The organism is Catenovulum sp. 2E275, from assembly GCF_025515275.1.
GTDB lineage: Bacteria > Pseudomonadota > Gammaproteobacteria > Enterobacterales > Alteromonadaceae > Catenovulum.
In genome coordinates, this window is sequence record NZ_JAOPFU010000041.1 from 1 (window position 1) to 19971 (window position 19971).

The window sequence follows — 19971 nt, forward strand, 5'->3', positions numbered from 1 at the left end:
GCTAGTAATAGCCAGCTATTACGTACGCAAATTCGCCTTGTTCTCAGAAAAAATCCCTCACTAGAAAAAGAACTTAAACTAAAAACCAATAAATTAAAGGCTTTAGCTAACTTCTTATCCAGAGTTGAGGTTAATGATTAATCTGTTGAATTCGGAAGTGAGTTTATCGGGTTTGCTTTTTATTGATTAGTGGGTATAAATAGAAACTATTGTTCTATTTTTGCAACAGTTAAGGTTGAATGATGCAAACTAGTCTGGATGATCTACTCTTTTTTGTTACTTTGGTTGATGAAGGTTCGCTCACTAAAGCGGCTAAAAAGTTAAATATTGCCAAGTCGAAAGTGAGCCGCCATTTGGCTCAGCTTGAGCAGGCGGTTGGCAATCCTTTATTAATGCGTACAACTCGTAAACAAACTTTAACTGAATCGGGCGAATTGTTATATCAAGCGAGTAAACCGCATATTGATGCGCTTTATCAGGTTGAAGAAGATGTTAGTAGTTTAATTAACGAGCCAAAAGGGCAACTTAATATTTTATTACCGCTTGAATTTTTTAACCAAATAATGAGCTCATTAATTGCAGAGTTTGTGCGTTTGTATCCCAAAATTACTTTAAACTGTGCGCATTATTCTGGCCCATTGCCGCAGGATAATCATAAATTTGATATTACCTTTGTATTGCACGAAGCTCAGTTACCCGAATCTAACTGGGTGGCTAAAACTTTATTAAGTTTTCCGCAATCCATTTATGCCAGTTTAGAATTTGATGCGAGCGCAATTAACAACCCAGAAGACTTAATTGAGCAACATTGTATTTTGTCGCATAGTCAGGAGCAGTGGTTGTTTCGTGAGGGAGATAAATTACAAGCTGTACCAGTAAAAGCCAGAGCTATTTTTTCTAGCCCCGAAATGCGCCAGCAGGCGACAATACGTAATTTAGGCTTAACTAAATTACCAAATTATACTTGCCAGTTAGACTGCAAAATGCAGCGTTTAACTTTATCTAAACAACCACTTGCCCAGCAGTTGAGCGTATTGTACCAAAGCCGCGATATTCCACTTAAAACCCGCGTATTTTTAGATTTTTTTCAGGATAATATTGGCCGGTTAGAGATTAATTAATTGATTTTTTGGCGACTCATGCAATTATTAATTGAATTGGTTTTATTGAGCACAAGCTAAGCAAAGGAGTACATTGTATGGCCAATGATAAGAGAGGCATATCTCTTACCTCCAATCAATGGTGGGATGAATTGAGCATGGCTCAAAAATTTTCGGCGAATTCATTATTTCAGTTTGGTTATCAACTGGCGTTTATTCGTAATACGGAAGCTGGAAAATTGGCTGTATTGATAAGAGATGGTCAAATTGTTGCCATCTCAGAAGATGGAGAGTTAGACGCTCACCCAGATATTGTATTGAGGGAGTCGAGAGACCCTAAATCAGAAAATAAAAATTAACGTTTTTTATTTGGCCTTTTAACCGTTTTCGTTTTTTTTATCTGACGTTTAGCGGTTGAAATAAAAACTAACCAGCCTATCCAAGATAAAAAGATAGTGGCTAAGAGCCAACCATTTTTTTCCTGACCAGAGACTCTTTTATCACCAGCGACTAGGGCGATTGGCATTAAAAATAAGCAAATGCCAATTATATATAACAATAAGTCTAATTCGCTTACGCCTATCATAATATTCCCTATGGTTTTTATCGGCTAAAGATAATTTATAACGCTGAGCTAGAGTTTGTTTGCAGTGGCTCTAGTAATAAACCACAAAAACGAATAAAGCCTTCAAGATTGTTTTGCTGCCAAGCATACTTTAACTCATTATTTTGGCGAGCTATTATTTGTGATATTTCTGTAGAGGTGAAACTGGTACTGCGCTGTAGATACTTTTCAGTAGACTTGCTAACAGACTGACTTTTTAACGCTACATCATTCACAATATTACTGTATTGAGAGATCAAAGCTTCAGCTAACTTTATAGTTTCAGTTTCTTCATTAGTATAATTGCGCAGTTGATTTAGTTTATTTTTTAGCAGCTCTGCTTGGCTATGTGCTAACAAAACAATCATTTCACTTTGATGTTTACTCGTACTTTGTGAATGACTAAAACGAGCCTTATAAATATTTAGTTCTTTTTTAAAAGTTTCTGCTCGGTAAAATAAATAAAACGTAATTAAAATAAGTGCTGAAAACCCAACTATCAAAAACACTCTAAACCCCAATGAGTAACATGATTAGTTTACTATTGTGATTTTAGTCAGCAATTTATTCAAGTAATAAAAAGCCTGTTAAGCTCATTACTGATTATATTGGCAGAACTACGACAAAATGCTAATAAACCGCCCTTATCACTATTCTTGTAGCTCAATGCTTTTTACCTTTTGCTGAACCTAGTATCCTCAAGCTGCTTGGGTATATAATCCAGCCCTTATATTTGTTTGGATAAATGATTAACAGAAGACAAAAAATATGCGCAGTTTGCAACGGATAATATTAATAGATACGCATTTGCCTGGTGTGGTAGAGCTAAAACTAAATGGACACACCAATATTTGTGGGACTAATGCGTCTGGTAAAACCACATTACAACGGCTGATTCCGGTATTTTATGGCGAGTTTCCAAGCCGGGTTGTGCCTTCTACCCGTGATAGTTTTGAGCGCTGGTATTTACCGCGTGAGTCGAGTTTTATTATTTATGAATATTTAAGAGGCGAAGGGCAAAGCTGTCAGGCTGTTTTATCTTCCTCTGGCAGTGGCGTAAATTATCGTTTAATCAGCAAAGCATTTGAGCTAGAAGACTATCTGCAAACCCAACCTTCGGGCGAGCTTAAACCTGTTACTATGGTGGAGCTTGGGCGTAATTTAAAACGTGCAGGTATTAATCAAACCAGTTTATTAAATACCTCACAATTTAGAGCGATTATTCAAAACGACCGAAGCCAGCTTAATAGCAGCAGTAATAATCGTGAATTATTAGGTTATGCACGTTTATATAGCCTATGTGAAAACGATTCAAGTTTGCGTCATATTGAAAAATTAGCCAAAGCGGTGCATTCCAAAGAAGGTAAAATGGAAACCATTAAAGCTATGGTTTCTGCAATTTTGGAAGAGGATGGGGTGCAGCCACCAAGCTCTAAACTCAATGTGGCTAAAGTGGATGAATGGATAAAAGAATGTCAGCTTATTCAAGGGTTTGATGCGATTAAACCTGAGTTTAATCAGCTTGAACAAAGCCATAAACAACTGCAAAAAAATGAGCAAAGATTAAGCGAACTAAAACAACATTATGCGCTTGATTTAAGCAAACTAAGCAAGGTGATTATTGAAAACCAAAGCTTGCTTGAAGAAACCACACTAGATTTACGCCAGCTTGAAAATAAATGGCAACACCAAAGAGACAAGCTTAACCAAAGCATTTCGAGCGCCAAAGCCGATGTTAATCAATATGAACAAGACTTAGAACAAGTCGAGCAGGATTATTTTAACTGGCAAGATAAAGACATTGAGGCGCTTAAACAAAAATTAACCGACTTACCAAGATGGCAAAGCGAGTTGCAGTCTGCTCAATCGCGCTACCAGTTATTAACTGAAAAACATTCGGATATAGAATCGGCTTTTAATAAACGCCTTGCCGAAATTAGCGAAAAATATAGTGAAGAAATAGAAGCGTACCGCAGCGAAAAAGATGAAAAAGCAGAAGATCTTGCCGAGCAAAAACATCAGTCAGAATTTAAGCTACAACAGTTAAAACAAGACTTTATTCAACAAATTCAAACTATTAAAAATGAATATAGCGAAGCGCTGCATCAACTTGAAAAACAACAAGCTGAGCTGAACGTAGAAATTAAACACACAGGCTTTAATGTAAATGAGCAAACTGAGCTGGATTTATTTGATGCGCAAATTAAAGAAGCCAGTTTAGCCGAAGATATTAGCCGGGAAGAACTTACCGCGCTTGAGCAAACAGCTAAACAGGCACAGAAAAATCGCCAGCAGGCCGATGAAACTTTAGCTAAAGCCCGTCAGCTTAGCCTTAAAAAAGAGCAACAGGTTGAAGCGGTTGAAGCTCTATTGTATCCGGGTGAGCATACTTTACTTGAGTTTTTACGCAAACAGCGACCAGAGTGGGAGCAAGATTTAGGTAAAGTAATTCATCCTGATTTATTAAAGCGTACCGATTTAGCACCCGCTTTGAGCGAGCAGCCAAATAATGAGTCAGTTTATAACTTGTTATTAGACTTAAATGCGCTAGATACCCCTGAATATGCTGAGTCTGAACAAGCTTTAAAAGCCAAATTAAATCTTGCCCAAAATGAGCTGGAAACGGCTCAAAATCAACAGGACGAGGCTGAACTTGAGTTAGCTAAAGCCAATGAAGAATTAACCTTAGCTGAGCGTAAAATCAGCGAATTTAAAATTGAATTAACCAATAAAACGCAAACCAGAAAACGTCTGCAACAAGATAAAGATGCGCTGATTAGCCAATATCAACACGCGGTTGCAGAGCGGAAAATTCAAATTGAAAAACGCCTTAATGCAGTTAAAGCTAGTCAACAAGCTCAAACATCGGAACTCGATGCTTGTATTGCGGAAGTCGCAGATCAACAAGCTGAAGCTGAGCTTGAACATAAAGCGCATTGGCAGCAACTAATTGCTGATACCCAGCAGCAAATTGAGCAAATTAATTTACGAATTAGCCAAAGCCAAAATGCAGTTAAGCAGGATAAAAAACAAGCCAACATTTGGCTTGAAAACGAACTGGCTAAACGCGATGTTGATGTAGATGAAATTGGCAAACTTAAACAGCAAATCGCCAAGTTAACGCAGGATATTAATTTTACTGAGAAAAACCGTAATTTGGTGAGCGATTATCTGCACTGGTATAAGAGTGTTTATAACGGTCACAAACTTAAATGGCAGGCGGAGTTGAATCAGGCAAAACAGGATTTAACTGAAGCCGAGCGCCAACTAAGTCGCCAAGGCCAAAATTATCAGCAAGCGCGCGAGCAAAAAACTCAGCAGCAAACAGAGCTTGAGCAAATTGTAAGAGACGCTAAAACCCAAGAAAATGATTTACAGCTGATTAATCGCCTGCTTAGCAAACTTAAATTACCGCCGGCCAATGTGGTTAAAGAATCTGGCAATTTAGCCCAGCGAATTAGCCAAGGTCAGGAGTTATTAACCGAGCGCGAACAATTACAAGCGGATATTAAGCAACAACTTGACCGGTTTGATACGTTAATTGCATCACAATCTGGCTCTGGTTTAGCTGAAATTTGGGAAAAGTCGCGTGAAGAATGTAGCCAACTTAACAGTAGCGGTATTTTAGTATTGGATCATCGTAAATTGGTTGAAAAACTGGCTGAGCTAATTCATGTATTTGTGCCACAACGACTGCAAGGCTTACGTGATCAGGGCAAAATTTTTGGTAAAGATTTATCCAGCTATTATCAGGTACTGGCCGACATTGATAAACGTATTGCCAGTCAAAGTAGCCGGATTAGTAAAGAGGTTGACGAAGAACTTTATCTGGAAGGTGTCTCCGATTCTGCGGTCAAAATTCGTTCTAAAATCAGCGAGCTGGAATTTTGGCCTGAGCTTAAAAATTTCCAACAGCTTTATTTAGAATGGATTGAACAAGGTGCACATGAATTGCCAACGCAAGATTATGCACAAAGCATAAAACGAGCATTGGATATTATTGGCCGTTCAGCTTTATCTGGCGGGATCAGTAAATTATTGGATATTGAATTAACCATTAAAGAGGGTAACAGCACTTTAGTTATCCGCACCGACAGACAACTCAATGAATCATCCAGTCATGGTATGGCGTATTTGATTTTATGTAAGTTTTTATTGGCATTTACCCGTTTATTGCGTGGCCAGTCAAAAGCCGTTATTCATTGGCCGATTGACGAATTAGGTACATTACACCAAAGCAATGTCAAAAAAATATTCACCGCCTGTGAGCAAAATAATATTGCGATTGTCGGGGCGTTCCCGAATCCTGAATCAGAAGTATTAAGCCTATTTGATAACCGTTATTTAATTGACAAAGCCAGTAAAAAATTACAAGTGGTACAGCCAAGGTTAAATCCGATTAGCGCCCGAATTAAAGCTCGCCAAACCAAGGCGCAAGCTACAGAGCAAACAGACAAATCAGAGCCAGTATTAAATCAAGGAGTTAAAGCATGATCAGTCAACAAGGTTTAGTGCTTGAAGCTTTATTATCTGGTGAATTTATTTGTAGAGTCAGTAATGAAGACAGCTTTTTATATTTGCAGGACGATAAAAATGCCGCGCAAATTGAAGCCCAGCTTAACTTATTAAATCGCACGCTAGCAACCGCAGTAGAAGGCGAAGTTTATTTTGCCGGTTATTTAGCTTTAGCAGACAAAGAACGTAAAGTGCTTGAGCGCCAGTTTAGAGAAATTACCACCAACTTATTGCCATTAACCGAGTGGTTGTTGTTAGTGCAGGAAACCAGCGGTAAAGATGTGCCGTTAACTCAAGGTGCGGCGATTCGTTTAAACGAGCTGCAAACCACAATTGAAGATACCCCTGCACTGACTGAGCAGTTAGCCAAAATTTCAGCGTATCCATTATTTAATTCAACCAGCAAAACAGTGGACGGGCAGATTAAACAAATTTTTAAACGCTTAACAGAGTTGGGTTATTTAATTAAACCGAATCCGGAAAAACTGATTTTTATTGCTACCGGTAAGTTGGATTATATTTACGAAGTGATTCGGTTTATTGACGAAACAGAAAGTTTATCGCTGACTGAACAGGCAGATGCAGCCATGCAACAAGGAAGCTTACTGTGAAGGATAACTTTACTCAGGCGGGCACCAAGTTTTTACGGGCATTAAGCCGCCATAGCGACTTAATTATGCAAACTTATCTGACCGGCACTGTCGATGAAAGTATTTATTCGCCACAGGTTTTAGATAATTTGCAAACGCTAGGTATTATTTGGCGACCAGATGCGGAATCTGATTTGCGTTTGCGCAGGGTGGTTAGAGCTTTATTGGAAGAAGGTTTAAGCGATGAACGCAATCGCCAGATTGATGCTAATGTAGGCGGCGCACTTAATAAAGTAATGACTTTAGTGGCGCATTACAAAGAGGCCAGTCATAAACATAGGTTTGCAGAAGCTGCGGCACATTTGGCTGATTTAACTGAACTAACTTATGCGTTAATCGACTCGCTTAAACAAGGTGTGCGTGCTTTGTGGGCAAAAATTCATAAAGAGTTTGGTTATGTTGCTTCAATTGATGCCAAAATTCGGGAAAACCAATTAGCGCAAAGTCAGGTCAGCGAAATACTTGCTCAGCTCGAATTGTTTGAATTTGATAAATTAGCGATTGAGGCAGGCAGTAACCGCGATTTACGCCGTTTATTAGTGGTTACTTTGCAATCTAACTTTGCGGCTATTACGCAGGAATTAAGTTTAGCGCAAGCCAGATTAACCGAATTATTAGGCCGCTTTAGAGAGTTCCAAGGGCGTACCCGTTTACTTAAAGGATTTGTTTTACACTTAGAGCAAAACCCAGCTTATCAGCCCGCGCAATATACTCAGCATTCAAAAGTGCCTGCTTTGTTCAATTTAGCCGATAGTGTCATTAAACCGGCAGCGGTCGATGTGAATAATCCACAGCACGAAGTTGAATTAAGCCAAATAGTCGGCCGTTTAAAAGCAATTTATCATCTTAAAACTCATCCGCCAGCCAATGCCAGCCAACATATTCAAGTTGAAAAAATGGCCGAAGTTGAGCTAGATGAAAATAAAGTTAAACAGCAAGTTGAAGCTTATTTTTGTCAGGTTATTGATAGTGGCGAGCGTCAGTCTGCACTTGAATATCATCAAACAGAGCAACTGGCGTTTGATAAGGAAGTTTGGCTTTATCAGGTAATCGGTGAATACGAAGCTTTACCGGATACCGAAAAAAGTTATTTTGAAATAGAAAAAAGCCTAACCGATCACCCAATTTATAGCGGTAATAAAATTATTGAAGATGTTGAACTTTGGTTTAGTTAATTTTTTGGACTAATTTGAATTGTTAAACCGAATTGAGGTTACTTAGTCAATGACAGATAAATTAAGCTAATATTGGGTTATATTGATTTAGCTACAAAAACAAATTCAGGGAATAAAAAGTGAAAGCTTTATTAATGACATTATTAGCCTTAATTATCGGTTATGGTTTTGGTGCATATCAGTTTTCGGGCGATTCTAATTCGGATGATAAGTCGACAAAATCGTCTGAGCGTCAAACTAAAAACAATCCCGGATTTTGGCAGAAATTAATTCAAAATACGCCAAAAAACGATAACCCACAGGCCGCTGATGTAGCATCTGGCTCAGATAATACCCAGGATTATGCCACAGCGCACAATGTGCCAAGTTCAAAAACAACCATTGCAGATTTTGAAATGGGAGAAGCTGATTATTTGGATTTAATGGGCTTAATGTTAAGCGTGGCGCAAGGTGATAAAACCCAGCAACAGGATTTTATTCTGACTCATTTAACCGCTCAAAATAGTGGTGAAGTAAAACAGGTGAGTTTGCTATTAATGCATTATTATGCGCAAAAACATCCGCAAGATGCACTCAATATGCTGGCGTTGATGGATTCTGCACAAAGAGCTGAATACGCTGATGAATTGCTGTTAGCGCTGAATGAACATAACTCGGAGCAGGTTTGGCAATGGTTAAAACAAACCGATCTTGATGCGATGGGAAATATGTTTGAGCATACCGATAATTTACGCGCCGTATCGCAGGTATTAAAAAATGCAGCATCAAATCCTGATTTACAGTTAGAAATTTATCAATTTACTCGCCAAAGCGAATTGTTATCGCGTGGTTTTCAGCGTTACAACCAAAAGCAGGTTTCTGAATTAATTGCTAAAAACGATCCGTATCAGGCAATGCAAATGGCATTTTATAGCGATACACCAGATACGGTTTTATTTGAAAGTGCGCTTGAAAATATTGCAGCGGATACTCCAAAAGTGGCTGCTGATTATGTTTTAGAGCATGAGAATATGGCTAATCCGAGAAATTTAGATCTAGTGACCAGTGCGTTTATTGAGCAAAAAGATAATCTTGGGTTAGAAAATTTTTACCGCCAGATTAGTGATATTCGTTTAAAAGATTCGGTGGCACGTAATGCCGCATCTCGGTTGGCGGAAAATGATTTAGAGCAGGCGATTAACTGGTTAAATCAAATCGAAACTGAGCGTGCTAAAAATCAGGCTGGTTTTGGCATAGTTAGAGCGCTACGTCAGCAGGAAAATGCATCGATTGCCCAAGAGCTTAATTTTGTTAATCAAAACTATCAGCAAAACGAGCGTTTAATTATGAATTTTTATTTAAATGCTTACCGCCACTGGGAGAATATCGACTCGCAAGCGAAAGAAAAAGTATTAAACAGTTTGCCAGCTCATTTAGATAAAATCAGAGCTGAATTAAACCGCAGAATTGGGGATTAATGCTATCGTGCACCAAGCTAAAGCCTAATTGTAAAGAGTGAGGCCTAATTGCAATGCCCACCCTATAGTAAAATCAATTTCTCTATAATTCTTTTTGCCAAAACTGCGCAACACCGGCATTTTCTGCCAGTTGGTAAGCTTGATAGCCTTGTTTTACATATAAATTTCTCGCAACTGCATTTTCGGTTAATACCTCAAGCGTGAGTTTGCAAAAATGATTTGTTCTGGCGTAATGTTCAGCCGTTTGCATTAATTGATTGGCTATGCCTTTGCCTCTGAATGATTTTGCCACCGTTAAATCATGAATATTTAACAAAGGCTTGGCGTAAAACGTTGAAAACCCTTCAAATGCGTTTAATAACCCAACGGGTTGTTGCTGCCAATAAGCTAACCAGCCGATATAGTCGTTTCTTAATTTAAGTTGAGCAATTAAATTTTGCTGGCTGTATGGGCTAAGTGCTTCTCCACCGCCCATAGGATCAAGCGCATAATTTTTTAATAAATTAAGCAATGCAGCGGCTTGTATTTCGTCTTCAAGTTGTATTTGTTTTATATTTAGCATTTGTCTAAGCGGGATGATCAAAAACCGCTAAACTACCAGCTTTTGCGTAAATTTTCAGGTAAAGCCGGTAAATCTTGCAATTTTGTCTCAATCTTGGCGAATTTACTCTGGTTGCGCTTTGCTCTGTTAGGTATAATCAGGCTCATTTTCGTTTCACGAAAACGCTAATTTACGTCAACAAATCAGACAAATAACCAGATAAACAATAAGGTACTCACACCCATTATGGCTAAGTACGATATTAAAACATTCCAAGGTCTTATCCTTGCATTACAGGATTATTGGGCGCAACAAGGTTGTGTCATTGTTCAACCATTAGATATGGAAGTGGGCGCTGGTACTTTCCACCCAATGACATTTTTACGCTCTTTAGGTCCTGAGCCTCATAACTGCGCGTATGTGCAACCATGTCGTCGTCCGGCAGATGGCCGTTATGGTGAAAACCCAAACCGTTTACAACATTATTATCAGTTTCAGGTTATTTTAAAGCCATCACCAAGCAATATTCAGGAGCTGTATTTAGGTTCTTTAGAATTATTAGGTTTTGATACTCAAACTCACGATATTCGTTTTGTTGAAGATAACTGGGAATCGCCAACTTTAGGTGCATGGGGTTTAGGTTGGGAAGTTTGGTTAAACGGTATGGAAGTCACTCAGTTTACTTATTTCCAGCAAGTAGGCGGACTTGAATGTAAACCTGTATCGGGCGAAATTACTTATGGTTTAGAACGCTTAGCTATGTATATTCAGGGCGTAGACAGTATTTATGATCTGGTTTGGGCTGACGGCCCTATGGGTAAAGTCACTTATGGTGATGTATTCCATCAAAACGAAGTTGAGCAATCTACTTACAACTTTGAATTTGCCGATGTGGATGCGCTATTTGCTCAGTTTGACCAATGTGAAAAAGAAAGCCAGAAGTTAATTGAAAATAATTTACCTTTACCTGCTTACGAGCAAGTAATGAAAGCATCACACGCTTTTAACCTGCTAGATGCGCGCCATGCGATTTCCGTTACTGAGCGCCAACGTTATATTTTACGTGTACGTGCATTGGCTAAAGCTTGTGCTGAAGCATATTATGCTGCGCGTGAAGAGTTAGGTTTCCCGTTGTTAAAACAGAATGATCAGCAGGCAGGTAAATAATGACAACTGAAAATTTATTAATTGAATTAGGTACAGAAGAGCTGCCACCAAAGTCGTTACGTAAGTTGGCTGAGGCTTTTGCTGAAAATTTTGAAGCAGAGTTAAGTGCGGCCGAGTTAAGTTTTGAGCAAGTGAACTGGTTTGCATCACCACGCCGTTTAGCATTAAAAGTAACGGCATTAGCCGCTCAGCAGGCAGATAAGGTGGTTGAAAAACGCGGCCCTGCTATTCAAGCTGCATTTGATCAAGACGGTAATCCAACTAAAGCGGCATTAGGTTGGGCACGCGGTTGTGGTATTGAAATAGATCAAGCCGAACGCTTAGAAACAGACAAAGGCGCATGGTTGTTACATAAAGCTGAAGTAGCTGGCCAAAAAGTAACTGAGTTAGTGGTTGATATGGCTGCGCGTTCGTTAGCTAAATTGCCGATTCCTAAGCCGATGCGCTGGGGTGCTTCTGATACTCAATTTATTCGCCCAGTGCATACCGCTACTGTGTTATTTGGTGGCGAGTCAATTAACGGTGAATTATTAGGCATTAAAACCGCAACTCAATTACAGGGGCATAGATTCCACAGCAAAGGTTTTGTGAATATTAACCATGCTGATGAGTACGAAGCGGTATTAAAACAAGCTTATGTTGTCGCTGATTTTGAAGCGCGTAAAGCTCAGATTAAATCTCAGGTTGAAGCAAAAGCGGCTGAGTTTGGTTGTGTAGCGGATATTGACGAAGATTTATTAGAAGAAGTGACCGGCTTGGTTGAATGGCCAGTATTATTGGTTGCTTCTTTTGAAGAAAAATTCCTTGAAGTACCGGATGAAGCTTTAATCTATACGATGAAAGGCGATCAGAAGTATTTCCCTGTACTGGACCAGTCAGGCAAGTTAACCAATAAATTTATCTTTATTTCTAATATTGAAAGTAAAGATCCAATTCAGGTGATTAAAGGTAATGAAAAAGTAATTCGTCCGCGTTTATCTGACGCAGAATTCTTCTTCAAAACCGATAAAAAGAAAACCCTAGAAAGCCGTTTAGAAAGCTTAAAAACGGTATTATTTCAGCAAAAATTGGGCTCTTTATATGAAAAGTCTGAGCGAATTGCTGAATTAGCTGAATTTATTGCTGAAAAAATTGGCGGTAATGGTACTGAAGCTAAACGTGCAGGTTTATTGTCAAAAACAGATTTAATGACCGAAATGGTAATGGAATTTACCGATGTACAGGGCGTAATGGGGATGCATTATGCACGTCACGACGGTGAAGCCGAAGCGGTTGCTAATGCATTAAACGAGCAATATATGCCACGTTTTGCCGGTGATGAATTACCTCAGCATCCGGTAAGCTGTGCGGTCGCATTAGCAGATAAATTTGATACCTTAGCCGGTATTTTTGGCATTGGAATGTTACCAAAGGGCGATAAAGACCCGTTTGCCTTACGTCGTGCAGCGATTGGTGCACTACGAATTATTGTTGAAAATGAACTTGAACTGGATATTGCAGAACTAACTCATAAAGCGGTTAGTTTGTTCGGTGATAAGTTAACCAATGATACGGTAGAGCAGGATGTGGTTGAGTTTATTTTTGGCCGTTTCCGTACTTGGTATCAGGATCAGGGTTATCCGGTTGAAATTATTTTAGCTGTACTTGCTCAGCGTCCAACTGCACCGGTTGATTTTGATAAACGTGTTAAAGCCGTATCGGCATTTAAAGCGTTAGATGCCGCAGAAGCTTTAGCCGCTGCTAACAAACGTGTTAGCAATATTTTAGCTAAAAACCCAACTGAGTTAGCTACTCAAGTTGATCAAAGCTTACTGCAAGCCGCAGAAGAAAAAACGCTTTATCAATTAGTTGCCGCAAAACAAGCTGAACTTGAGCCTGTTTTTGCTGCCAAAGATTATCAGCAAGCGTTAGCTGAACTGGCCACTTTACGTGAAGCGGTTGATGCGTTTTTTGATAATGTAATGGTGATGGACGAAAATGAAAGTATCAGAAATAACCGTTTATTATTATTGTCGCAGTTAAGAGATTTATTTTTACAAATTGCAGATATTTCTGTGCTTCAAAAATAAATCGAAATTGAGCCGGATTAATAAATAATCCGGCTTTGTCAGATAAAAGGATTGAAGATGAAATCAACTAAACTTAGTTTACTTTTAGTTTTAAGCAGTACGTTATTTGCCGGTTGTTCAATGACACCAATAGAGCAAACAGCCAGCCTTGAAACTAATCGGGCAGAGTTTCTGTATTTGCGTGGTAACTTTACTTGGTGGGATACCGAGGAACATGCAAAAGTTGAACGAATCGAAGGTCAGCTTTATAAATCAACCGTTGAATTGATTGCCGATGGTCAGCCTTATGAGTTTAAATTTGCAGATGCAAACTGGTCATTAGGCGCTAACTGTGGTTATTTTGATGAAAGTGATCAGTTAGTCACAATCGATAATAAGGTCTCAGCTAATTGTAGTGCTAAATTTGAGCCTTTTAAATTTGTACCGCAAGAAACTGGGGATTATGACTTTTTTATCGACTTTAGTGATGAAGATGAGCCTCAGGTTTGGGTACGACCAACCCCTAAAAATGCTTTATTAGATATGGTATCAAGCTTTTAATTAACGCTGAGAAAGAAAATATATAAAAAAAGCCCCGCTGGTTAATGCCAGCGGGGCTTTTTGTTGTTTGTAATTTGCTTTTGATAATTACTTTGAATTTTTTCTCTATTTATTTTTTCTCTAATAAAAAGTTAATAAGCTTTTTATAATCGTCTTCGCTTTTTAAGCCGCGTGAAAGCACTTTGTATTTACCGTTTACAATTAAAGTTGGCACGCTGCGAATATCATAGGTTTTTTGATCTGAGCTCATTTGATTAGCCTGACCTGCTGCAATAAAGCTATTAAAAGCCGCATCATATTTTTCTGGATCAATTCCGGCTGATACTAAGGTATCGCGTACATTTGTCATAGAACCAAATTGTTTTCTGTCTTTATGAATATGTCTGAAAATGGCTGCTACGCCTTTTTCTTCTTCTTTGATTAATTGAAGTGCAGCTAAACTTTTGCCTAAACCTGTGGCCACTTCTTTATTGTTGCGTGGCATAAAATCGACATGGCTGCGTTTAAAATCAACACCTTCTGGCAAATCTTTTTTAATGTCTTCTGCAATTGGCTCAAATGCAAAGCAATGCGGGCAATAAAAAGAGAAAAACTCTTTAATTTCCGGTTTGCTACTGGCTTGTTTATTTAACACTTCGTAGTGAGTGCCTTCTTTATAGGCTGGTGCTGGCTCTGCGCAAGCGGTAAGTGGAATTGTGCATAAGACAAAGATAAAACTTAATAATTTTTTCATAATGTTATCCAAAGAATAATAATTAATGCTCAAACTTGAAAAGCTAAATTTAGATTAAATTACCGTATCATAGACCTGACATCAAGCTTAATGGTTCCTCAAATAATTCAGCCAGTTGCTCTTTTAGCGATAATATTTGCTGTTCCCAGTATTTATCCTCTGCAAACCAAGCAAAGCTATGAACAAATGCCGGATCGCACCAACGCTTAGCTATCCAACCCATATAATGCACCATGCGCATGGCTCGCAGTGGCTCAATTAATTTCAGCTCTCTGTTATTGAACTCGCAAAACTCTTCGTAACCACTGAGCATGGTATCCAGTTGCAATATTTGCTGTTGCCGGTCGCCGGATAACATCATCCATAAATCCTGAATTGCCGGGCCGGTTCGGGCATCGTCTAAATCAACAAAGTTAGGTCCATCACGCCATAAAATATTGCCGGCATGGCAGTCGCTATGGAGTCGTAACAGGCTAATGCCTTGGGTATTGTATCTGGCTTTAGTTTCGTGAATCAGTTGCTCTAAAATCGACATAAAAGCGGTTTCTAATGTCACGGGTAACATTTTACTGTCGATAATATGTTGTTTGGCTAAATCCAGATATTCTTCGCAGCTTATTTTAGGTCTGTATTGAAAATTTTGTTTTTGGCCAACCAGGTGAATCCGGCCAATAAAACGCCCCATCCATTCAAGGTGATCTAAGTTATCGTTTTCAAATGCGCGGCCACCCACGCTAGGGTATAAACAAAACAAGTAACCCTGATGCTGATGTAAACTGCTGCCATTAATCACCAGCGGGGCAACAATCGGAACTTCGGCTTCATCTAATTGTTTGGCAAACTCATGCTCTTCTAAAATTTGAGCCTGATCCCAGCGAGCCGGACGATAAAACTTAACCACATAACGTTTATTATTCTCGGCAACAAACTGGTAAACCCGGTTTTCATAGCTGTTAAGTGCAATTAAGCCCGATTCTGGGCGAATGCCGATTGACTCAATTGCGTCTAAAATTAAATCTGGAGTTAGAGAAGCAAACGAAAAGTTTTGTAAATTATCAGCTTGCATATAAAACCTTAACCAAAAAAAGTTGATGGTAATAATACACAAGCTAATTTATAAAGCGAATGAAAACAAATATTCAGCTTTATCTGTGGCCTTTGAAAAATCGGCTTTCCTGACGCAGAGTTTCAGTTTCGCCATTGTCTGACTCTGTGGTGATCACAAAATAAAAGTCGTTTCTGGTATCGTCTAATAACTTAGGATCAACAGCTAACGTAACGGGTAAGGTTTCTACTGAACCTGCACTAACCGTTACTTGGGTTTCACCCATCCATTTATACTCTTCAGCCAGTTCAGTTAAAGATAAACGATAAGTTACGGTATTTTGTGATTGGTTCAGCACTTTTAAGGTGTAGCTGTTTTCAATTTCTCCATTAAAATTTTCACGAAATAGCTGGTTTCTGTCGCGGATAATATCTAAATCAAATGCTGTGCGCGAAGCTAAAGTGCTGATAAATATCACTATCATCACCACTAACAACACAGAATAAACCAGTAATTTACCTCTGAATAATTTGGTAAAACCGCCAGATAATGCCCGCTCTGTGGTGTAACTGATAAGCCCTTTTTGATAGCCCATTTTATCCATTACCCCATCGCAGGCATCAATACAGGCTCCGCAGTTAATGCACTCATATTGCAAGCCGTTACGAATATCTATGCCGGTTGGGCAAACCTGCACACATAAATTACAGTCGATACAATCGCCTAACCCTAAAGCTTTGGGATCGGCTTTACGGGGTCTTGGTCCACGGCTTTCACCACGGCTTTTGTCATAAGCTACGGTAAATGTATCTTTGTCGAACATGGCCGACTGCAAACGGGCATAAGGGCAAATATGGGTGCACATAATTTCGCGCATCCAACCTGCATTTCCATAAGTACAAAAGGTGAAAAACAATACCCAAAAACTGACCAGCCAACCGGCTGAAAACGTGAAAAAGTCGATAAATAAATCGCCAATCTCCACAAAATAACCAATAAAAGTTAAACTGGTGAATAAGCTAAAGCCAATCCAGCAGGCATGTTTAGCTATTTTTTTGAGCACTTTATTTTTACTGGTCGGTTGTTCATCCAGTTTCATTCGCTGGTGGCGAGTGCCTTCTATTTTCTCTTCAAACCAGATAAAAATAAACGTCCATACCGTTTGCGGGCACATATATCCGCACCATACCCGGCCAATAAAAGTGGTTACCAAAACCAACGCAAAAGCAGCAATAATAAAAATAAAGGCAAGCAGTAATAAATCTTGCGGCCAGAAGGTTACCGAAAATATTCTGAATTGCTGATGTGCTAAATCAAACAAAATAGCTTGCTGACCGTTATACTGTAACCAAGGTAAAATCATAAAAGACAGCATAGAGACTATGCCCATGCGTTGTCTTACTTTTTGATAAAGACCAGAAACAGCTCGGACATAAATTCGGTTTCTAGCTTGGCCTGCACCGGCTGGGTTACTTTTTACGGGTTGAATTTTGACGGGAGAAGTATCAGACTTTATTTCGATTTTGTCGCTCATTTGATAGCTCTAAACTCAATGACTTAAAGTAGCTTGTCTATAGTATAACGTGTTTGGCAAGTCTGTGGCTAAAGCTAATTTGCACTATTTTGGTTATTTATGTTTTAGATCAATTAAACACTAAGTTTTATTGAGGTTGTTATGCTAAAAAAATTAATAATTTGGGCTGTGATTTTATTGGCTGCTGTTCAATTATCTAAAACCCAACAATTTCAGCAAATTAAAAATGAAAGCTTTGCCAAAATATGGGATATGTTAGAGCACAAAAGTAAAACGAAAACGAGTAATCAGGCTCAGCAGTTTTCTAAAAGCATACAGTTTTGGCTAGAATCTTTTAGCCCGCAGGAAAAACAGTTAATTAAAGATATAACCAGCACAGAGCAAAGTTATTTAAGCTTTATTAATAATTATTGTTATGAGGCAAAACCTTATCATCCAATATTGAGCAATGCTCATTTATTGCTAGTTTGTGATAAAGCCAAGGCGATTCATCAATAGCGGGAATAACTGTGCGACTATTTTCCAGCCATATAATCATTGCAGCCTTAACTGGCTTTTAAGTTATTTTTTTGAGATTGGATACGCGTTATTTTGTCGGCAAACATGACTTTATTGCGGCCAGCTTTTTTAGCCTCATACAAAGCAATATCAGCTCGTTTTAATAACGGCTCAGGCTTTTCATCTGGGCGTCGAATAGCACAGCCTAAACTCACACTTACATGCAAAATTTTTCCAACATTTTGATTTTGTTGATTACGGTTTTGCATTCCGGCTTGATGATCGTGCGGGCGACTGGCTTGTCTAAAAACCAAAGGGTAATTGGCAACACGTGAGCGGATATATTCTAAGCGTTCTGCAATAACTTCGGGATCATTATGATTAAAAACCAAAGTAAATTCTTCACCGCCATACCGGTACGCTTTTACCCCTTTGGTTTTAGATAAAATAGAAGCAATGAGTTTTAATACTTGATCACCCACATCATGCCCCCAAGTGTCATTAAATTTTTTAAAGTGATCAACATCCAGCATAGTGACTGCACTTTGTTTGCTCAACCGGTTTAAATGGCTCATTAAAGCGCGTCTTTGTGGAAGTTGAGTGAGTTCATCTATATAGGCCAGTTTTAACATTTGATTCGATAAACTGACCAGTAGACAGAAACATGCAGCTAATGTCATCCAACCAGAAATACTTGCCTGTTCAATATTTAAATAAAACAGCATTAATGAAAACCAAGCCGCAAATTTACTATATTCCTGACTACTGGCCTGATAATAATACAGCGCAGCTAAACAGCCCAAACTAGAGCAAATAACAAATAGTAATAAAAAGACCGAATATCTGGAATCTGTGCTGATAGCGTCACTAAAAAACGCGGGTAAGGTTTGATTAATAATTAAGTTTTCTAACCCTACCCATTGAAAACAAAGCGGAATTAAAATCAGTCCGGCTAATAATGCAAACCCTTGTTTAGTTGGCAGTTGAGGAATTTTTATAAACTGCAAACCAAGCATAAGTAGGCTAATCACGACAGGCATAAATAAATACATGGCTGCAGCTTCAGGCACAGTTAACGCTTGCTGCAAGGTATTTTGCACAACTAGATAATGGCTAAAAATTAAAGCGAGACTATAAAGCCAACGCCACTGGCGCATAATTGCAGTTAATGAGGCAGCCAAAAACAAAAGGCCATAAACAGCACCCGGAAAAGATTGTGCTAATAATTGACTAAAACCGGGTGTAAGCCACTGTAACCCAATGATTAATATGAGTGGAATGAATACATAAAATTGCACCTTAACCTCACGTTTTAGTTATTTTAATCAGGTTTTTAATTGCAGGTGAAATATACACTTACGCTGAGGTTTTGTGAACCCGTTCATGCTTTTTTTGCAAGTATTAAACTGGATGGAATAAATTGAGTCGCTATTACGTTAACTCTGTGACATTAACTCAAAAGTGAGAGGGTACCAAAATGAAAAACAGAATTTTTAACGTAACAAAAAATGGCTTCTTGTTAACTACTTGCTCTTTAGTCACATTTGTAGCATTAGCTAATAATGATGTTAATACTCAAATGACACTAACATCGAATAATCAATATCAGGCCGATACGACAACGATTAATTTTAATGGCTCAACTCAATCTAGTTCTGCGACTCAGAGCAATAACTCGATTGATGCAGGCCAAACGCAAACACCTGATAATAGCTCATTAACACAAAATGTTGGTTCTACAGGCCAGAATGAGTCAACTACAAATATAGCGACGGTTCGAAACAATTCTATCTCAGGGTTGTTTACCAGTTTTAAGCAGAACTCGGATACCAATCCAGAAGCCAGCCCAGGTCAAACTGACTCCGTACAATCAACATCGACAGAAGGAGGGAGCAATATTAAACAAGTAAGTGTAATCAAAGGCAGTATTCAAGACTCAGTAAATTTACAAACAGAGCAGACATTAGCTACCGCTTCAACTATAGGGCAAACAACTAAACTCCAAGTTGAGAATATAATTGATGCAAGTGTTAACCAAGCTGTTAATACCTCAACAGCTCTTAATGCAACTCAGCAATCAGTTAGTAGTGTGATTACAGATACGGTTGAAAAAAATGTAATGCAAACGGTTGATTTATCTGCAGAGCAAAGTGCAGAACAAAGTGTTAGTGGGCAGTTAAGTTCAACTGTGGATGAAACTGTAAATAATACGATTGAATCAAGCGTTGACACTTCAATTAATAACTCTCTTGAAAATTCATTAAGCAAAACCGGCTTATTATAAAGTTAAACTCAAAAGCGGCTCAAAGAGCCGCTTTACTTGAGTTAGATGAAATATCGTTT

18 protein-coding genes are annotated in these 19971 nt (G+C 38.6%); 11 read left to right on the top strand and 7 right to left on the bottom strand.

Features of this window, described 5'->3' with window-relative positions:
• The first annotated feature begins 239 nt into the window (after positions 1 to 239).
• Both N7931_RS15600 and N7931_RS15605 read left to right on the top strand, forming a co-directional pair.
• Positions 240 to 1121 carry a LysR family transcriptional regulator gene (locus N7931_RS15600; RefSeq protein ID WP_262795279.1) on the top strand — a complete coding sequence of 294 codons (882 nt, stop codon included), beginning with the start codon at positions 240 to 242 and terminating at the stop codon, positions 1119 to 1121.
• A gap of 77 nt (positions 1122 to 1198) precedes the next feature.
• Positions 1199 to 1459, top strand: coding sequence for a hypothetical protein (locus tag N7931_RS15605; RefSeq protein WP_262795280.1), 261 nt, complete (start codon positions 1199 to 1201; stop codon positions 1457 to 1459).
• Here the strand turns inward: N7931_RS15605 and N7931_RS15610 are convergent.
• Positions 1456 to 1686, bottom strand: a complete 231-nt coding sequence (locus tag N7931_RS15610; protein ID WP_262795281.1) for a hypothetical protein — start codon at positions 1684 to 1686, stop codon at positions 1456 to 1458. The genes N7931_RS15605 and N7931_RS15610 overlap by 4 nt on opposite strands.
• Before the next feature lie 35 nt (positions 1687 to 1721).
• A complete protein-coding gene (locus tag N7931_RS15615; protein WP_262795282.1) occupies positions 1722 to 2213 on the bottom strand; it encodes a hypothetical protein in 492 nt (163 codons plus the stop codon).
• Positions 2214 to 2472: 259 nt separating this feature from the next.
• Here N7931_RS15615 and N7931_RS15620 point away from each other — a divergent pair, with 259 nt between their 5' ends.
• From N7931_RS15620 to N7931_RS15635, 4 genes are all read left to right on the top strand, one after another.
• Positions 2473 to 6198 carry an ATP-binding protein gene (locus N7931_RS15620; RefSeq protein WP_262795283.1) on the top strand — a complete coding sequence of 1242 codons (3726 nt, stop codon included), beginning with the start codon at positions 2473 to 2475 and terminating at the stop codon, positions 6196 to 6198.
• On the top strand, positions 6195 to 6830 hold the full coding sequence (locus N7931_RS15625) for a condensin complex protein MksE (RefSeq protein ID WP_262795284.1): 636 nt from the start codon (positions 6195 to 6197) through the stop codon (positions 6828 to 6830). The genes N7931_RS15620 and N7931_RS15625 overlap by 4 nt, the downstream gene beginning before the upstream one ends.
• On the top strand, positions 6827 to 8044 hold the full coding sequence (locus N7931_RS15630) for a phosphoenolpyruvate carboxylase (RefSeq protein WP_262795285.1): 1218 nt from the start codon (positions 6827 to 6829) through the stop codon (positions 8042 to 8044). The genes N7931_RS15625 and N7931_RS15630 overlap by 4 nt, the downstream gene beginning before the upstream one ends.
• A gap of 119 nt (positions 8045 to 8163) precedes the next feature.
• On the top strand, positions 8164 to 9501 hold the full coding sequence (locus N7931_RS15635) for a hypothetical protein (RefSeq protein ID WP_262795286.1): 1338 nt from the start codon (positions 8164 to 8166) through the stop codon (positions 9499 to 9501).
• 82 nt (positions 9502 to 9583) lie between these two features.
• Here N7931_RS15635 and N7931_RS15640 read toward each other — a convergent pair whose 3' ends face one another.
• Positions 9584 to 10063, bottom strand: coding sequence for a GNAT family N-acetyltransferase (locus N7931_RS15640; RefSeq protein ID WP_262795287.1), 480 nt, complete (start codon positions 10061 to 10063; stop codon positions 9584 to 9586).
• 225 nt (positions 10064 to 10288) lie between these two features.
• Here N7931_RS15640 and glyQ point away from each other — a divergent pair, with 225 nt between their 5' ends.
• From glyQ to N7931_RS15655, 3 genes are read left to right on the top strand one after another with little or no spacing between them, the layout of a single operon-like run.
• Positions 10289 to 11209: a glycine--tRNA ligase subunit alpha gene (gene glyQ / locus N7931_RS15645; protein WP_262795288.1), complete on the top strand. Its 921-nt coding sequence runs from the start codon at positions 10289 to 10291 to the stop codon at positions 11207 to 11209.
• Positions 11209 to 13278 (top strand): glycine--tRNA ligase subunit beta, encoded by a 2070-nt coding sequence (gene glyS / locus N7931_RS15650; protein ID WP_262795289.1) that lies wholly within the window; start codon positions 11209 to 11211, stop codon positions 13276 to 13278. Before glyQ ends, glyS begins: the two co-directional genes overlap by 1 nt.
• Before the next feature lie 57 nt (positions 13279 to 13335).
• Positions 13336 to 13818, top strand: coding sequence for a hypothetical protein (locus N7931_RS15655; protein WP_262795290.1), 483 nt, complete (start codon positions 13336 to 13338; stop codon positions 13816 to 13818).
• Between the two features lie 109 nt (positions 13819 to 13927).
• Here N7931_RS15655 and N7931_RS15660 read toward each other — a convergent pair whose 3' ends face one another.
• From N7931_RS15660 to ccoG, 3 genes are all read right to left on the bottom strand, one after another.
• Positions 13928 to 14551 carry a thiol:disulfide interchange protein DsbA/DsbL gene (locus tag N7931_RS15660; protein ID WP_262795291.1) on the bottom strand — a complete coding sequence of 208 codons (624 nt, stop codon included), beginning with the start codon at positions 14549 to 14551 and terminating at the stop codon, positions 13928 to 13930.
• A gap of 67 nt (positions 14552 to 14618) precedes the next feature.
• A complete protein-coding gene (locus tag N7931_RS15665; protein WP_262795292.1) occupies positions 14619 to 15617 on the bottom strand; it encodes a serine/threonine protein kinase in 999 nt (332 codons plus the stop codon).
• Positions 15618 to 15696: 79 nt separating this feature from the next.
• The gene (ccoG, locus tag N7931_RS15670; protein WP_262795293.1) at positions 15697 to 17130 is read right to left on the bottom strand and encodes a cytochrome c oxidase accessory protein CcoG; all 1434 of its coding nucleotides are present in this window, start codon (positions 17128 to 17130) and stop codon (positions 15697 to 15699) included.
• Between the two features lie 141 nt (positions 17131 to 17271).
• Here ccoG and N7931_RS15675 point away from each other — a divergent pair, with 141 nt between their 5' ends.
• Positions 17272 to 17628 carry a hypothetical protein gene (locus N7931_RS15675; RefSeq protein WP_262795294.1) on the top strand — a complete coding sequence of 119 codons (357 nt, stop codon included), beginning with the start codon at positions 17272 to 17274 and terminating at the stop codon, positions 17626 to 17628.
• Between the two features lie 47 nt (positions 17629 to 17675).
• On the opposite strand, the gene N7931_RS15680 is transcribed toward N7931_RS15675, so the two are convergent.
• Positions 17676 to 18926, bottom strand: coding sequence for a GGDEF domain-containing protein (locus tag N7931_RS15680; protein WP_262795295.1), 1251 nt, complete (start codon positions 18924 to 18926; stop codon positions 17676 to 17678).
• A 179-nt stretch (positions 18927 to 19105) separates the two neighbouring features.
• On the opposite strand from N7931_RS15680, the gene N7931_RS15685 reads away from it, so the two are divergent.
• Positions 19106 to 19912: a hypothetical protein gene (locus N7931_RS15685; protein ID WP_262795296.1), complete on the top strand. Its 807-nt coding sequence runs from the start codon at positions 19106 to 19108 to the stop codon at positions 19910 to 19912.
• Positions 19913 to 19971 lie beyond the last annotated feature (59 nt).

What these genes read in the sequence shown, in the direction of transcription:
- N7931_RS15665 (WP_262795292.1), bottom strand. Translation starts at nt 15,617, where the DNA reads ATGCAAGCTGATAATTTACAAAACTTTTCGTTTGCTTCTCTAACTCCA.
- N7931_RS15610 (WP_262795281.1), bottom strand. Translation starts at nt 1,686, where the DNA reads ATGATAGGCGTAAGCGAATTAGACTTATTGTTATATATAATTGGCATT.
- N7931_RS15685 (WP_262795296.1), top strand. Translation starts at nt 19,106, where the DNA reads ATGAAAAACAGAATTTTTAACGTAACAAAAAATGGCTTCTTGTTAACT.
- N7931_RS15605 (WP_262795280.1), top strand. Translation starts at nt 1,199, where the DNA reads ATGGCCAATGATAAGAGAGGCATATCTCTTACCTCCAATCAATGGTGG.
- N7931_RS15675 (WP_262795294.1), top strand. Translation starts at nt 17,272, where the DNA reads ATGCTAAAAAAATTAATAATTTGGGCTGTGATTTTATTGGCTGCTGTT.
- N7931_RS15600 (WP_262795279.1), top strand. Translation starts at nt 240, where the DNA reads ATGATGCAAACTAGTCTGGATGATCTACTCTTTTTTGTTACTTTGGTT.
- ccoG (WP_262795293.1), bottom strand. Translation starts at nt 17,130, where the DNA reads ATGAGCGACAAAATCGAAATAAAGTCTGATACTTCTCCCGTCAAAATT.
- N7931_RS15655 (WP_262795290.1), top strand. Translation starts at nt 13,336, where the DNA reads ATGAAATCAACTAAACTTAGTTTACTTTTAGTTTTAAGCAGTACGTTA.
- N7931_RS15640 (WP_262795287.1), bottom strand. Translation starts at nt 10,063, where the DNA reads ATGCTAAATATAAAACAAATACAACTTGAAGACGAAATACAAGCCGCT.
- N7931_RS15660 (WP_262795291.1), bottom strand. Translation starts at nt 14,551, where the DNA reads ATGAAAAAATTATTAAGTTTTATCTTTGTCTTATGCACAATTCCACTT.
- glyS (WP_262795289.1), top strand. Translation starts at nt 11,209, where the DNA reads ATGACAACTGAAAATTTATTAATTGAATTAGGTACAGAAGAGCTGCCA.
- N7931_RS15625 (WP_262795284.1), top strand. Translation starts at nt 6,195, where the DNA reads ATGATCAGTCAACAAGGTTTAGTGCTTGAAGCTTTATTATCTGGTGAA.
- glyQ (WP_262795288.1), top strand. Translation starts at nt 10,289, where the DNA reads ATGGCTAAGTACGATATTAAAACATTCCAAGGTCTTATCCTTGCATTA.
- N7931_RS15620 (WP_262795283.1), top strand. Translation starts at nt 2,473, where the DNA reads ATGCGCAGTTTGCAACGGATAATATTAATAGATACGCATTTGCCTGGT.